The following is a 15,764-nucleotide window of genomic DNA, read 5'->3' on the forward strand; positions in this document are numbered from 1 at the left end:
CGCTCGGAGCCGTTCACCCTAGCGGTTCGGCTCCTCGCCAGACCGTCTGCCCCCCGATGCGACGGTTCGACTAAGTAAGAGAGTGCCGTGCGGCGATAAACGAATGATGAACGCCCGGACTAAGCGGCCGTGGCGGGAACGAGCAGCCCGCGAATCTCGTCCGCCTCCTCGGCGCCGCACTGCTCGTACAGGGCGAGCGCTTCTTCCCAGCAGACCTTCGCCCGGTCGAGTTGGCCAAGCCCCGACAGCGCCTTGCCCAGCAGGGTCAGCACGTTGCCACGCATCCGGTCGCCGCCGATGCACCGTAGCGCGAGGGCCTGTTCGGCGTGCTGGGCCGCCTGCAGGTGGCGGCGGGCGGCGAGATGGACCTCGGCGATGCGGAAGTGGGTGGTTCCCTCCCAGAGCTGCTGCCGGTGGTCGGTGAAGATGTTGAGGGCGTCCGAGAGTTGGCGCAAGGCGTCGGTCAGGCGGCCTGCCCTGGTCAGTGCGATACCGAGCGAGTAGTGGCCGTTCGCCGCGCGCAGGGTCGGGCCCATCTCGTCATAGATGTCGATGCCCTGCTGAGCGATCTTCACCGCCGTAGTGGTCCGCCCCAACCCCAGGTGCGCCCGCGAGAGGTTGCACAGGGCCGTGGCCTCGCTGGGGCGGTTGCCTGCCGCGCGGGAGCTTTCTATGGCCTTGTTGAAGAAGCCCTCGCCGTCGGCGAACCGGCTCTGGTGCAGGGAGATGATGCCGCGGTCGTTGGCCACCCAGCACACCGCGGCGGTGTCGTCGGTGGACTCGGCGAGCAGCATCGCCAGCCGGGCCTCCTCGTCCGCGTCCGTGATGCGTCCGGACACCAGCAGCACGTTGGTGAGGGTCGTACGGGCCCGGCCTTCGGCGTGCACGTCGCCCGCGGTCTGTGCCGCATCCCGTACCGCGACGGCCGTCGTCTCGTACCGGCGCGAGTTGGCGCCCGATTCGGCCAGGTCCTTGGCCGCCCACAGCAGGTCGACCGCGCGCCGGAGGCTGCCGGGGTCGCCAGCGGACTGCCGTACGCAGGCCAGCAGGCAGTCGGCCTCGGTGTAGAGCCAGTCGCGGGCCGCGCTGCCGTCGGTGAAGTCCAGGCCGGTGAACTGGGTGGGTTCCAGGTGGTCGACGAGGCGGTCGCCGGGGCGCTCGATGGCGTACACCCGTGCCGTCGTGGCCAGGTAGAAGTCCAGGAGCCGGGACAGCGCGGCCGTCCGCTCGCTCGGCGGCTGCTCGTCGCGTTCGGCACAGGCACGCGCGTAGAGGCGTACGAGGTCGTGGTAGCGGTACCGGCCCGGTGCGGCGGACTCCAGGAGCGAGGTGTCGACCAGCGATTCGAGCAGGTCCTCGGTGTCCTCGACCGGCAGGTCCAGGAGCGCGGCGGCCGCGGCCACCGAGATGTGGGGGCTGTCGGCGAGCCCCAGCAGCCGGAACGCCCGCGCCTGCGCCGGCTCCAGCGCCCCGTACCCCAACTCGAACGTCGCCTTCACCGCCAGGTCGCCCGCCTGGAGTTCGTCCAGGCGGCGGCGCTCGTCGCCCAGCTTCGCGGCCAGTACAGAGACCGTCCAGGTGCGGCGGGCCGCCAGGCGGGAGGCCGCGATGCGGATGGCCAGGGGCAGGAAGCCGCAGGCCGCGACCACGTCGAGCGCTGCCTCGCGTTCCGATGCCACCCGCTCCTCACCCACGATCTTGGTGAAGAGCTGGAGTGCCTCCTCCGGGGACATCACATCCAGGTCGACCAGATGGGCGCCGACCAGGTCGACCATGCGTACGCGCGAGGTGACCAGGGCGGCGCAGCCCGCGGTGCCCGGCAGGAGCGGCCTGACCTGGGCCGCGTCGCGGGCGTTGTCGAGCAGGACGAGCACTCGGCGGCCGTCCAGGAGGGAGCGGTACAGGGCCGCGCGTTCCTCCATGGAGTCGGGGATCGCGGAGTCGGCGGTACCGAGGGCGCGGAGGAAGGAGCCGAGTACCGTCTCCGGTTCGGCTACGCGGGGGCCCGCGCCCTGGAGGTCCACGTAGAGCTGGCCGTCGGGGAAGTGGGGGCGGACCTCGTGGGCGACGTGGACCGCGAGGGTGGTCTTGCCGACGCCGCCGATGCCGGCCAGGGCCGAGACCGCCATGACCCGGCCCTCCGCAGAGGACAGGACCTCGCCCAGCTCCGCCACGAACGAGGCACGGCCGGTGAAGTCGGGCACCGTGGCGGGCAGCTGGGCCGGGCGTACCGGGGTCGGGGCGGCCGAAGCCGGGGAGGCCGCGGGCTCGGCCAGGGCCGGGTCGGCCTGCAGGATGCGCTGCTGGAGTTCGGCGAGCCCCGGGCGCGGGTCCACGCCGAGCTCGTCCGCGAGCAGACGGCGGGTGTCCGCGTACACGGCGAGGGCTTCCGCCTGGCGACCGGAGCGGTACAGGGCGAGCATCAGCAGCTCGCGCAGACGTTCGCGCAGGGGGTGCGCCGCCGTCAGTGCGGTCAGTTCGGACACCGACTCGGCGTGGCAGCCCTGCTCCAGGTCCATGTCCAGGCGGGTCTCCAGGAGTTGCAGGCGCCACTCCTCCAGGCGGGTGCGCTGGGTGTCCGCGTAGGGGCCCGGTACGTTCGCGAGCGGCTCGCCGTCCCACAGGTCCAGCGTCTCGTTGAGCAGGGTGCGGGCGTGGCAGAGGTCGCCCGTGCTCCTGGCCTTCTCCGCCTGGGCCCACAGGTCCTCGGCGACGGCCAGGTCGAGCGTGTCGCCCGGCAGCCGGATCGCGTAGCCGCCCGACTCGCTGGCCAGGACGTCAGGGGACAGCGCCTTGCGCAGCCGGGAGGCGTAGGTCCGTACGGCCGCGAGGGCCTGCGAGGGCGGTTCCTCGCCCCAGATCGCGTCGATCAGCTCGGCGGCGGTCGCCGTGCGGCCCTCACGCAGCAGCAGTGCCGCGAGCAGGGCACGTTGCTGCGGAGATCCGGTGGTCAGCGGCTCGCCACCGCGCCAGGCACGTACCGGTCCGAGCACACTGAACCGCAGTGCCTGCGACGCCTCGGGGCGCCGCTGCTCGGGTACTCGCGGTACACCGTCCATCCTTGTCCCCCTGCCGAACCCCTGACGAACCATGACGGTTCCTTGCAAACCCTGGCGACCCGCCGATATTCCCGCCCCGGCTGCCTTCCGGGCCGACCTTGTCGAACGTGGGAATCGACGCTGGAATCGACGCTGCCAGTTTGCCTTGTTCGCGGCGGATACGTCAGCCGTGGGAGACACCTCTCACACGGTCCACCCAAGGGCAACCCCCGACATCCCCGGCGGGCAAGCCGTCGACAAGCCGCGTACGACTAGCTGACGGTTCGTCAGATCGGCGCTACCGTGGTGCGCATGGAGACCTTCCCGAAGATCATCTCGGTGGACGACCACACGGTGGAGCCCCCCAACGTCTGGCAGGACCGGCTCCCGTCGAAGTACCGCGACATCGGTCCTCGTGTCGTCCGTGCCCCACTGAAGGAAATGACCTTTATGGGTGGGAAGTTCGCACCCGTGATGGGACAGAAGGGGGACGACGGGCCGATAGGCGACTGGTGGGTCTACGAGGACCTGCACCGGCCGCTCACCCGGCTTGACACCGCCGTCGGATACGACAGGGACGAGATCAAGCTTGAGGTGATCACGTACGAGCAGATGCGGCCGGGGTCGTTCAGCGTCCCTGAACGACTGGCCGACATGGACGTGAACCATGTCCAGTCCGCCGTCTGCTTCCCGACCTTCCCGCGGTTCTGCGGCCAGACCTTCACCGAGGCCAAGGACCGCGAGCTGGGCCTGCTGGGGGTCCGCGCGTACAACGACTGGATGGTGGAGGAGTGGTGCGGTCCGCAGGCGCGCGGACGGCTGGTTCCACTCACCCTCATCCCCCTGTGGGACGCGCGGCTGGCCGCCGAAGAGGTGCGCAGGAACGCCGCGCGCGGTGTGCGCGCCGTGGCCTTCTCCGAGATTCCGCCGCACCTCGGACTGCCGTCGATTCATACCGATGACTGGGACCCGTTCCTCCAGGCCTGCGACGAGACCGGGACGGTCGTCGCCATGCACATCGGGTCCTCCAGCAGAATGCCGTCCACATCGGCGGACGCACCGCCCGCCGTCGGGTCCACGATCACCTTCGCCAACTGCTGCTTCTCGATGGTCGACTGGCTGATGAGCGGCAAGTTCGAGCGCTTCCCGAACCTGAAGATCATGTACGCCGAGGGCCAGATCGGGTGGATCCCGTACATCCTGGAGCGGGCGGACGTGGTCTGGGAGGAGAACCGCGGGTGGGGCGGGGTCGCCGAAAAGGTGCACCGGCCGCCGTCCGAACTCTTCGCCGAGCATGTGTACGGGTGCTTCTTCGACGACGCCTTCGGGCTGCGGAACCTGGACGCCATCGGGGTGGGCAACGTGCTGTACGAGACCGACTACCCGCACTCCGACTCGACCTGGCCGAAGTCACGGGAGGTCGGCGAGTCCCAGATGGGGCATCTCGCGCCGGATGTGGTGGACCGGATCGTCCGCCGCAACGCGATCGATCTGCTGGGGCTGACGGAGGACGGGCTGTGGGGGCCGTCCGCGCCCTGACCGGCAGCGCATCGTCCTTCAAGGGGAGTCAGTCCTTCAAGGGGGCCAGTCCTTCAAGGGGAGTCAGTCATGGTGCACGTGCACGTACTACCGCAGGGGCGGCTGGTCTACGGGATGCAGCTCCCCGTCCAGTCGCAGAGCAGCATCTACGCGGAGCCGTGGGAGGCGGGCGCCGGGCCGGCCGACCTCGTGGAGATCGCGCGGACCGCGGACCGCTCCGGGTTCGCGTACATCGCCAACTGTGACCATGTGGCGATCCCGAGGCGGCTCGCGGCCGCGATGAGCACCGTCTGGTACGACCCGGTGGCCACGCTCTCCTTCCTCGCCGCGGTCACCGAACGGGTCCGGCTGCTCAGTCACGTCGCCATCGTCGGGCTACGGCATCCGCTGGTCACCGCCAAGCAGTACGCCACCCTGGACCGGCTCAGCGGGGGCCGCCTGGTCCTCGGCGTCGGCGCCGGGCATGTGGCGGAGGAGTTCGACGCGGTGGGCGCGGACTTCGCGGGCCGCGGGGCCGTGCTCGACGAGACGGTCGACGCGCTGAAGGCCGCGCTGGGACAGGAGGAGTACCCGGAACACCACGGCGAGCGCTATGAGTTCAGCGGTCTCGGACAGCAGCCCCGGCCCGTCCAGGAGCGGGTCCCGCTGTGGGTGGGCGGCTCGTCGCCCGCCGCCGTACGCAGGGCCGCGACCCGAGGCGACGGCTGGCTGCCGCAGGGCGATCCACGCGACAAGCTGCCCGCGCAGATCGCGAAGCTCAGGCGGCTGCGGGAGGCGGCCGGGGTGGCGGAGCCGATCACCGTCGGCGCCATCACCGAGCCGCTGTACGTGGGCGAGCCCGGCTGGGACGTGGGGCGCAGGACGCTGAGCGGCAAGCCGCAGGCGCTCGCCGAGTCGCTGCGGGCGTACGCGGCGATGGGCGTGGACCAGATCCAGGTGCGGTTCCGCAGCCGGAGCCGGAGCGAACTCACCGACCAGATGACGGCGTTCGGCGCGGACGTCGCGCCGCACCTCAACGACTGAGTAGCCGAGTATGTGAAGGGGCAGGCATGGGCAAGCTGGACGGGCGCGTCGTCATCATCACCGGCGCCGCACGCGGGCAGGGCGAGCAGGAGGCGCGGCTCTTCGCCGGAGAGGGCGCCAAGGTCGTCCTCGCGGACGTACTGGACGACCAAGGGGCGGCCGTAGCCAAGGAGATAGCCGAGGAGGCGGGCGAGGACCGGGCCAGATACGTCCACCTGGACGTCGGCCGCGAGGACGACTGGACCGCCGCCGTGGCCGCCGCGAAGGAGGCCTTCGGCAAGGTCGACGGGCTGGTGAACAACGCCGGGATCCTGCGGTTCAACGCGCTGGTGGACACCCCGCTGGACGAGTTCATGCAGGTGGTGCAGGTCAACCAGGTGGGCTGCTTCCTCGGCATCAAGGCCGTCGCGGGCGAGATCGGCGCGGCGGGCGGCGGGACGATCGTGAACACCGCCTCGTACACCGCGATGACCGGGATGGCCGCCGTCGGGACGTACGCGGCGACCAAGCACGCGATCCTCGGGCTGACCCGGGTCGCGGCGATGGAGCTCGCGCCGAGCGGCATCCGGGTCAACGCGATGTGCCCCGGCGCGATCGACACCCCCATGTCCAACCCCTCGCAACTCGACCCCGAGGCCGACTCCGCCGAGACCTCGGCGGCCCTGGACGAGCTCTACCGAAAGCTCGTGCCGCTGGGGCGGGTCGGGCAGCCGCGCGAGGTGGCGGACCTGGCGCTCTTCCTCACCGGTGCGGACTCCTCGTACATCACGGGGCAGCCGTTCGTGATCGACGGCGGGTGGCTGGCCGGGGTCAGCGTTATCTGACGCATCGTCAGTATTGACGAGTCACGCCGACGGTGGAACAGTCGACGACATCCAAATCTGACGGTACGTCAGAAATGAAGAGGCATGAAAGAGGACGGTGAACCTCCTTGGAATTCGGGCTCTTTGTACAGGGATACGTGGGCAAGCGCGCCGAGACCGACCCGCTCGCCGAGCACAAGGCGCTGATGGAGGAGACCGAGTACGTCATCCAGGCGGACAAGTCGGGGTTCAAGTACGCCTGGGCCTCCGAGCACCACTTCCTGGAGGAGTACTCGCACCTCTCCGCGAACGAGGTGTTCCTCGGCTACCTCGCCCACGCCACCGAGCGCATCCATCTCGGCTCCGGCATCTTCAACCCCCTGGCGCAGGTCAACCACCCCGTGAAGGTCGCCGAGAAGGTCGCCATGCTCGACCATCTCTCCGAGGGGCGCCATGAGTTCGGCTCCGGGCGCGGGGCGGGCTCGCACGAGATCCTGGGGTTCATACCGGGTGTCACCGATATGAACTACACCAAGGAGATCTGGGAGGAGACCATCGCGGAGTTCCCCAAGATGTGGCTCCAGGAGGAGTACCCCGGATTCCAGGGCAAGCACTGGCAGCTCCCGCCGCGCAAGATCTTCCCCAAGCCGTACGGGAAGTCCCACCCGGCCATGTGGTACGCCGCCGGGTCCCCGCCGTCGTACGCCATGGCCGCGCGCAAGGGGCTCGGAGTGCTGGGCTTCAGCGTCCAGAAGGTCTCCGACATGGAGTGGGTGCTCGAGCAGTACAAGACGGCCATCACGGACGCCGAGCCGGTCGGTGACTTCGTCAACGACAACGTCATGGTGACGTCGACGGCGATCTGCGCGCCGACGCACGAGGAGGCGGTACGGATCGCGGCGGGCGGCGGGCTCCACTACCTCCAGTCGCTGGTCTTCCGCTACCACGACACCTTCCCGCGGCCGGAGGGCTTCCCCGTCTGGCCGGAGACCCTGCCGGAGTTCAACGAGGAGATCATCGAGCTGCTGATCGCCGAGGAGCTGCTGATCTGCGGGGACCCGGACGAGGTGCTGCGGCAGTGCAAGCGGTGGGAGCAGGCGGGGGCCGATCAGCTGTCCTTCGGGCTGCCGATCGGGATCTCGCGGGAGGACACGCTCCAGTCGATCAAGCTGATCGGCGAACACGTGATCCCGAAGATCGACACGGATCCGGTGCATCGGACTACGCGGTTCCGGCAGGGCGCGGGCGCGTAGGGCTGGCCGAGAGTTTTCACCCCACCCCGCCCCTTCCCGAAGTCCTCAATCGCCGGACGGGCTGAATTTTCAGCCCGTCCGGCGATTGAGGACGAGCCCGAAGGGCGATATCCCAGCCCGGCCGACGTTTGAGGCCAATTTGTGAGCCCGGCCGGCGAGGCCTTTCGGGAAGGGGCGGGGTGGGGGCNTTGAGGACCGGGGTCTGGGGCGGAGCCCCAGTTACGGGACCCGCACCCGAAGGGAACTCGCATGCTTGACCACCTCATCCGCGGAGCGACCGTCGTGGACGGCACCGGTGCCCCCGGATACGTCGCCGACGTGGGCATCAAGGACGGCCGGATCGCCGTGATCGCCGAGCCGGGCGGCACCGTGGCCGAGGACGCCGCCACCACCGAGGACGCCACCGGCCACATCCTCACCCCCGGCTTCGTGGACCCGCACACCCACTACGACGCCCAACTCTTCTGGGACCCGTACGCCACCCCGTCCCTCAACCACGGCGTCACCACCGTCGCCGGCGGCAACTGCGGCTTCACGCTCGCCCCGCTCAACCCCGACCGCCCCGAAGACGCCGACTACACCCGGCGGATGATGTCGAAGGTCGAGGGCATGTCCCTGGTCGCGCTCGAAGAGGGCGCCCCCTGGAACTGGCACACCTTCGGCGAGTACCTGGACGCCCTGGAAGGCCGTATCGCGGTCAACGCCGGTTTCATGGTGGGCCATTGCGCGCTACGACGGCACGTCATGGGCCCCGGCGCGACAGGCGGCGCCCAGCCCACCCCGGCCCAACTCGACGACATGCTCCGCCTGTTCCACGACGCCATGGACGCCGGAGCCTGGGGCCTGTCCACCACCCAGTCATCCACCCACTCCGACGGCGACGGCCGGCCCGTAGCGTCCCGTCACGCGGGCCCGGACGAACTCCTCGCCCTCGCCCGAGCCGTGGCCGAACACGAGGGCACCCAGCTCGAAGCGATCGTCGCGGGCTGCCTCGACCAGTTCAGCGACGACGAGATCGACCTCTTCGTGGAGATGTCCGCGGCAGCCGGCCGCCCCCTCAACTGGAACGTCCTCACCATCGACGCCGCCGTCCCCGAGCGCGTACCCCGCCAGCTGATCCCCAGCGAACGCGCCCGCAAGGCAGGCGGCCGCATCGTCGCCCTCACCATGCCCATCCTCACGCCCATGAACATGTCGCTCGGCACGTTCTGCGCGCTCAACCTCATCCCCGGCTGGGGCGAGATCCTCGCACTCCCCGTCCCCGAGCGGATCGCGGGGCTCCGCGACCCGGACGTACGGGCCGAGATGCTCCGCCGCGCCGACTCCAGGGAGGCCGGGGTCTTCCGCCGCCTCGCGCACTTCGGCCGGTACGTCATCGGCGACACGTACTCCGACGAGAACAAGGGCCTCACCGGCCGCGTCGTACGCGACATCGCCGCCGAACGCGGCCAGGACCCGTTCCACTGCCTGGTCGAGATCTGCGCCAACGACGACCTGCGTACGGTCCTGTGGCCGATGCCCACCGACAACGACCCCGACTCGTGGGAGCTGCGCCGCCAGACCTGGGAGCACGAGGACGTCCTGCTCGGCGGCTCCGACGCGGGCGCCCACCTGGACCGGATGTGCGGCGCCCCGTACACCACGCGCTTCATCGGCGACTGCCTGCGCGGCCGCAAGCTCGTCTCCCTGGAGCAGGCGATCAAGATGCTCACGGACGACCCGGCGCAGCTCTTCGGCCTGCGCGAGCGCGGCCGGATCGCCGAGGGCTACCACGCGGACCTCGTCCTCTTCGACCCGGAGAAGATCGACGCGGGCAAGGCGACCCTCGTCCACGACCTGCCGGGCGACAGCCCGCGGCTCGACTCGAAGGCGATCGGGATCAACGCGGTCTGGGTGAACGGCGTGGAGTCCATCCGCGAGGACGTGGTGACGGGCGCGGTACCGGGGAAGGTGCTGCGCTCCGGCCAGGACACCAGGACGGTGAGCACGAGGTGACCGATGCCCAGGGCGCTCAGCGGCTGCTGATCGGCGGCGAGTGGGTCGAACCCGACGCCGGGCACTACGAGGTGCTCGACCCCGCGACCGAGAGCGTCGTCGGACTCGCCCCCGAGGCCACCCGCGAGCAGGTGTACGCCGCTGCCGCCGCCGCCCGCGAGGCGTTCGGGCCCTGGTCGCGTACCCGGCCCGAAGAGCGCGCCGCGATCCTCGACCGGGCCGCCGACCTCATGCAGCGCGACACGGCGGCCAACGTCGAACTGGCCCAGGCCGAGACCGGCGCCACCACCGGGACCGCCCGCGGCATGCAGGTCGCGGTGGGGGTGTCCCGCTTCAGGCGCTATGCGAGGGGGGCCCTTGAACCGGTCGAATCCGCCCATCCACCCCAGGTCAACGAGGCCGGGCCGATGGGCAAGGCAGGCGCGTTCGGTGCGCTGGCCGTACGTCAGCCGGTCGGCGTCGTCACCTGCGTCACCTCGTACAACAACCCTTGGGCGAACCCCGCGGGCAAGGTCGCGCCCGCGCTGGCCATGGGTAACACCGTGGTCGTGAAGCCCGCGCCGCAGGACCCGCTGTCGGTGTACCGGATGGCGGCGGCGCTCACGGAGGCGCTGGCGGAGGCCGGGGCGCCGCCGGGTGTGGTGAACGTGGTGTCCGGGGCGCGCCCCGAGGTCGGCGAGGCGGCCGTGGACTCCCCGGACGTCGACATGGTCAGCTTCACCGGCTCCACGGCGGTCGGGCAGCAGATCGCCGAGGTGTGCGGGCGCGGCATGAAACGGCAGCTGATGGAGCTGGGCGGCAAGGGCGCGGCGATCGTCTTCGACGACGCCGACCTGGACGCGGCGGTCATGGGCATCGGCACCACCTTCGCCTTCTACAGCGGCCAGATCTGCACGGCCCCGACCCGCGTACTGGCCCAGCGCGGCAGCTACGACCAGCTGCTCGCCAAGCTCACCGAGTACCTAGCCTTCATGAAGGTGGGGGACCCGAGGGAGCAGGGCACGGTGGTCGGCCCGGTTATCTCGGCCGCGCACCGGGACCGCGTCGAGTCGTACATCGACCTGGGGCGGAAGGAAGGCGCGCGGCTGGTGGTGGGCGGCGATCGCCCACCCTTCCCCCGCGGCTTCTACGTCGCCCCGACCCTCCTCGCCGACTGCACCCACGACATGCGGGTGGTCCGGGAGGAGATCTTCGGCCCGGTCGTCGTGGTCGTCCCCTTCGACGGCGACGAGGAGGAAGCGGTGTCGCTCGCCAACGACTCCGACTACGGCCTCCTCAACTACGTCTGGTCCGGCGACGTGGCCCGCGCCTTCCGGGTCGCGCGGCGGCTCCGCGCCGGCGGGGTCGGCGTCAACACGATCGGCCGGAACATGGAGGCCCCGTTCGGCGGCTTCAAGCGGAGCGGGGTCGGCCGTGACTGCGGCTCGTACGCCCTGCACGCGTACAGCGAACTCCAGTCGATCATATGGACTACGTAAAGTAGTACGGTTCCGGGTGACCTGTGGGTGTCCTGTGGACATCCACGGCCACCGGGACGCGGGACCATCCGTGGGGGACATCCGGTGGCGCACCAGCCGCACGACACCGGATGAAACGGGGACGCCCGACCCATGGCGCTGACCACGCTGCGAATAAAGAAGACCGCTGTACGGGGGAGGACGGCCGCGCTCGCAGGCGGCGCGGCCCTCGCCGCGCTGCTGCTGAGCGGCTGCGCGGGCTACGACTCCACCACGCCGTCCGACGCCCGAGGCAAGGCGGACGACGGGACCAAGGTCACCGCCGGGGCCGTGGACTGCGACAAGGCCAAGTGCATCGCGCTGACCTTCGACGGCGGCCCGGGCCCCAAGACCCCCCAGCTCCTGGAAACCCTCAAGAAGGAGAAGGTCCCCGCGACCTTCTTCCTCCTCGGCAAGAAGCACATCGAGCGCTACCCCGACACCGTGCGCGCCATCGCGGACGCGGACGAGGGCCACGAGCTCGCCAACCACACCTGGACGCACCCCCGCCTCCCCGACGTCTCCGAGGACGAGGTGCGCCGGGAGCTCTCCCGTACCCAGGACGAGGTGGAGCGCCTCACCGGCGTCAAGCCGACCCTGATGCGCCCGCCGCAGGGCCGTACCGACGACAAGGTCGAGAAGGTCTGCAAGGAGCTCGGCCTCTCGCAGGTGATGTGGTCCACCACGGCGAAGGACTACAAGACGAACGACTCCGCCCTGATCCAGAAGCGCACCCTGGACCAGGCGGGCCGCGACGGCATCATCCTCCTGCACGACATCTACAAGGGCACCGTCCCCGCGGTCCCCGGCATCATCACCGAGCTGAAGAAGCAGGGCTACACCTTCGTCACGGTGACGGACCTCCTGGCCCCCGCGAAGCCGGAACCGGGCAAGGTCTACAAGCCCTGAGCCTGTCCGAACTCCTGAACTCCCGAACTCGCCGAATTCCCGAACTCCCCGAACTCCCCGGCCTTCACTCCGGCGACGAAGGCGGCGTGGTCCGTTCGGCGTAGCTACGGGTGCTGCGGGGGCCGGGGCGGGGTGAGCGTGGGGGAATGATCGAGGGAGTTGTCGAGGAGAGCTGTCCCGGTGTGCCTCCTGTCCGGGAGTGGCCCGCGCAGGATCTCCAGGGAAGCNGCCGGAGCGTCACGCTCCGGCAGGCCGGTCAGGTACCACACCGGTCAGGTCCTACAGGTGCCTACCTGGCAGGTGTTACTTGCCGAAGTACGCGTCGCGGACCGACACGCTCGACTTGTTGCCCTTCTTGTCCACGACGGTGGCGCGCAGCGAGATGCTCTTGCCCTTCGCCGGGTTCTTCACGAAGATCATTCCCTTGCGGACGGTGACCTTCTTCCACTTCTTTCCGTCGTACGAGACCGACACGGCCAGCGACTTGAGGTTCTTGCCCTTCGCCGCGCCCTGCACGGACACCGGAACGGCCATCCGCTTGCCCGCGGCGGCCGTGCTGTCCAGGGCGAGCTTCGGCGCGAAGCGGACCGTGGAGACCGGCAGTCGTGCGTCGTTGGCCTTCTTGGAGGTGAAGGTCCAGCTCGCGTCGATCCGGCTCGTGGCCCGACCGGTCGTGAGGTCCCGCTTGACGGACGTGGTCAGGCGGTACTTCGCCGACTTGGCCGGGACCTTGAAGGACTGCCCGGTCAGCGGGTCGTCGTTCTCGCCGATCTTCTTGCCGTTGCGGTAGAGGCGGGTCTTGACCGACTTGTAGAGCGAGTAGCCCGCGTGGCCCTTGCCGTCGGCGAAGACCGGCAGCTCGCCCCTGATCTCGTTGCCGTCGCGGAAGACACCGAAGCCGGTGTTCAGGACGGGACCGAAGACTCCGGTGTTGGCCGTCTCCTTGTAGGTCTTGCCGCCCTTGAAGGTCTTCCCCGCGGCGAGCGCGTAGGCCGCGTCACTCAGCGGGAAGCCGTCCTCGTCCTCGCCGCCGATCTGCTCGAAGTCCAGGTCCCAGTTCACCTTGGCTGCGGTGGACAGATACAGGGTGCGGGTGCCCGGCGCCTTCTGCGGGATGCTCATCGACCAGCCGCCACCGGCGCCCGGCAGATTCCCGTAGGCCATGACGAAGGCCTTCTTGCCGGGGGCGGAGGCGCCCAGGCCGACCTTCACCTTCGCCAGCTCGTTCGCCTTGAAGCGCTTGGTGTAGCCGGTCGCGAGCCGCTGCACCTTCTTGCCGAGCGTGGTGTTGTACTCGGTCTTCTTGCCCTTGGTGAAGATGCTCTGCCACTGCTGGTACAGCGAGCCGTCGGTGATCTTCGGACCGCGGTGTGCGGTGCGGAGGTTGTCGTACGAGTCGGCCGCGACGCCGAAGCTGTAGTCGCTGTCCTTGGTCTCCAGCGAGTAGGACGGTGCCGCGAGTTCGCTCTTCGCGCCCTTGGCGGGCACGGTGATGTTCACCGGCTTGGTGGTACGGGCGTCGAGGGTGAGCTTGGTGTTCTTGGTGACGTTCAGCCTGGGCTGGGCGATCCAGTCGAAGCCCTTGGCGAAGTCCTCGGGGTCCACGGTGATCCCCGTGTCGACGAGATAACCGCCCTTGGGGAGGCGAATCTTGACCGCGCCGGGCTTGTCGGCGGTGGTCACCCACGTCTCCTTGGCCAGCCCCGACAGACCCAGCAGCTCGGTGGCGTACGACGTGGACGCCTTGCCGTCGCGCCCGATGTGCCGCAGCGTCACGTCGTACGACTCGATCTCACGGTCCACCGCGGCCGCCGTGCGGACGCTCTGGCCGCCCCCGGTCGCCACCACGTACGCCGAGTACAGGCCGTCGGCTTTGCCGCCGAGGCGGGTGTTGGCAGTCAGGTCGGCGGCCGCGGTGCCGCCCGCCGGGACCGTCAGCTTCCTGGCGCCGAGCGTGAAGAAGCCCTTCGGTGCGGGCTTGCCCTTCGGGCCGGTCGCGGTGACCGCCAAGTCCAGGGTGACGTCCTTGTCACCGAGGTTCTTGTACGTGACCTTCTTGGTGACCGGCTTGTCGTCGGTGTGCGGCCACTGCTGGACGCCGAAGGACAGCGACACCGGCTCGGCGATCACGGTCTGCTTCAGCGCCTTGTCGACGGCGATGCGTCCCGAACCCTGCTCGAAGGGCGTGTACTTGCCGGGCTTGGTGGACGCGGTGAGCGCGCCCTTCAGTTCGGGCTGCGCCCAGTCGGGGTGCTGCTGCTTGAGCAGGGCGGCGGCGCCCGCGACATGCGGGGTCGCCATCGACGTACCGGAGATGCTCAGGTAGCCGTCCGGCTTCTGGCCCACCTCGCGCTCGATCTCGCTGCCCGGGGCCGCGGCGGCGGTGGTGTCCACGCCGGGTGCGGTGACATCCGGCTTGATGGCGCCGTCGCCGATCCGCGGGCCCTGGCTGGAGAAGTCGGCCAGTTTGTTCTTGTCGTCCACGGCTCCCACGGTCAGGGCCTCGTCCGCGCTGCCCGGCGAGCCGACCGTGCCGGGCGCTCCGTCGTTGCCCGCCGCGATGGCGAACAGGACGCCGTTCTCCTTGGAGAACTTGTTGACGGCCGCCTCCAGCGGGTCGACCTCCGGGGTGTCCCAGCCGCCCAGGCTGAGGTTCACGATGTCGGCCCCCTGGGCGACGGCCCACTCCATGCCGGCGAGGATGCCGGAGTCGTCGCCGAAGCCGCCGTCGTCCAGGACCTTGCCGTCGAGGATCTTCGCGCCCGGTGCGACGCCCTTGTACGCGCCGCCCGACTTGGCGCCCGTGCCCGCGGCGGTCGAGGCCACGTGCGTACCGTGTCCGACGCGGTCAACGGCGTCCTTGGAGCCGGTGAAGTTCTTCTCCCCGATCTCCTGTTCCTTGAGGTCCGGGTGGGTCTGGTCGACGCCCGTGTCCAGTACGGCGATCTTGACGCCCTTGCCGTCGTACCCGGCCGCCCAGGCCTTGTCCGCGCCGATCTGCTTGGTGCTCTTGTCGAGGCTGGCCTTGCGGACGCCGTCCAGCCAGACCTGCCGCACCCCGGAGGCGGTGGTACGCGTCTCGGAGCCGCGCTGCTCGCTGGTGAGCGCGTCCCACAGCTCGGCCGAGTCGTCCTCGGGAGCCGTGACGGCCTCGGCGTTCAGGGTCTTGAGGGTCTTGGTGACCTCGGTGTCGCCCGCGGCGCGCACTCGCGCCTTCGCCGCCGCGACGGGCCCCTTGGCGCCCTTGTAGCCGACGATGACCCTCAGGTCGACCTGCTCCTGGGACGACTGGGACCCGCGGCTCTTGGCGGCCCTGGTCAGCTCGGTGAGGTCGAAGAGCCGCTTGTCCAGCTTGCCGGAGGCGATGAGCCGCTGGGCGTCGGCGGGGATGACCAGGGTGCGGTCCTTGGCGCGCTGCACCCGGATCGGTATGTGGGCACGGCCCTTGGCCCGCTCGAAGGCGACCGGCTTGCCCTTGGCGTCCACGACGACCCGGTCACCGGTGATCAGTACGACGCGCTGCTTGCCCGCGAGCGCGGCACCGCCGGCCGTCTGGCCCGCCGCCGTGCGGTCCGCCTTGGCCAACGCCGGGGTGGTCATACCCGCCGTCAGAGCCACGGCGGCCGCCGCGGCGATGGTGGACGCGCACGCTCTTTTCACTTGTCTGCGCACGATCTCCCCCTGGAGATGAGTGGTTCACGTCAGGGG

At 70.0% G+C, this 15,764-nt stretch carries 9 protein-coding genes; 7 read left to right on the forward strand and 2 right to left on the reverse strand.

What is annotated here, in order from left to right:
- Positions 1 to 119 precede the first annotated feature (119 nt).
- Complete coding sequence (locus tag U9R90_RS30940) at positions 120 to 3,059, reverse strand: BTAD domain-containing putative transcriptional regulator (RefSeq protein ID WP_411060224.1); 2,940 nt, start codon at positions 3,057 to 3,059, stop codon at positions 120 to 122.
- Between the two features lie 291 nt (positions 3,060 to 3,350).
- Here U9R90_RS30940 and U9R90_RS30945 point away from each other — a divergent pair, with 291 nt between their 5' ends.
- The 7 genes from U9R90_RS30945 to U9R90_RS30975 all read left to right on the forward strand — a co-directional run bounded on the left by U9R90_RS30945 (position 3,351) and on the right by U9R90_RS30975 (position 12,056).
- Positions 3,351 to 4,577 carry an amidohydrolase family protein gene (locus U9R90_RS30945; protein WP_411060225.1) on the forward strand — a complete coding sequence of 409 codons (1,227 nt, stop codon included), beginning with the start codon at positions 3,351 to 3,353 and terminating at the stop codon, positions 4,575 to 4,577.
- A gap of 69 nt (positions 4,578 to 4,646) precedes the next feature.
- Positions 4,647 to 5,600: an LLM class F420-dependent oxidoreductase gene (locus U9R90_RS30950; RefSeq protein ID WP_411060227.1), complete on the forward strand. Its 954-nt coding sequence runs from the start codon at positions 4,647 to 4,649 to the stop codon at positions 5,598 to 5,600.
- Positions 5,601 to 5,626: 26 nt separating this feature from the next.
- Complete coding sequence (locus tag U9R90_RS30955) at positions 5,627 to 6,424, forward strand: SDR family NAD(P)-dependent oxidoreductase (RefSeq protein ID WP_411060229.1); 798 nt, start codon at positions 5,627 to 5,629, stop codon at positions 6,422 to 6,424.
- A gap of 107 nt (positions 6,425 to 6,531) precedes the next feature.
- Complete coding sequence (locus tag U9R90_RS30960; protein ID WP_411060231.1) at positions 6,532 to 7,656, forward strand: LLM class flavin-dependent oxidoreductase; 1,125 nt, start codon at positions 6,532 to 6,534, stop codon at positions 7,654 to 7,656.
- Positions 7,657 to 7,905: 249 nt separating this feature from the next.
- Positions 7,906 to 9,651: an N-acyl-D-amino-acid deacylase family protein gene (locus U9R90_RS30965; protein ID WP_411060232.1), complete on the forward strand. Its 1,746-nt coding sequence runs from the start codon at positions 7,906 to 7,908 to the stop codon at positions 9,649 to 9,651.
- Positions 9,648 to 11,129, forward strand: coding sequence for an aldehyde dehydrogenase family protein (locus U9R90_RS30970; RefSeq protein ID WP_411060234.1), 1,482 nt, complete (start codon positions 9,648 to 9,650; stop codon positions 11,127 to 11,129). Before U9R90_RS30965 ends, U9R90_RS30970 begins: the two co-directional genes overlap by 4 nt.
- A 132-nt stretch (positions 11,130 to 11,261) precedes the next feature.
- On the forward strand, positions 11,262 to 12,056 hold the full coding sequence (locus U9R90_RS30975; RefSeq protein ID WP_411060235.1) for a polysaccharide deacetylase family protein: 795 nt from the start codon (positions 11,262 to 11,264) through the stop codon (positions 12,054 to 12,056).
- Between the two features lie 303 nt (positions 12,057 to 12,359).
- Here the strand turns inward: U9R90_RS30975 and U9R90_RS30980 are convergent, their stop codons facing one another.
- Complete coding sequence (locus U9R90_RS30980) at positions 12,360 to 15,656, reverse strand: S8 family peptidase (RefSeq protein ID WP_411060966.1); 3,297 nt, start codon at positions 15,654 to 15,656, stop codon at positions 12,360 to 12,362.
- Positions 15,657 to 15,764 lie beyond the last annotated feature (108 nt).

Origin of the sequence: Streptomyces sp. E11-3, from assembly GCF_046540415.1 — a bacterium.
In the GTDB taxonomy this organism is placed as follows: domain Bacteria; phylum Actinomycetota; class Actinomycetes; order Streptomycetales; family Streptomycetaceae; genus Streptomyces.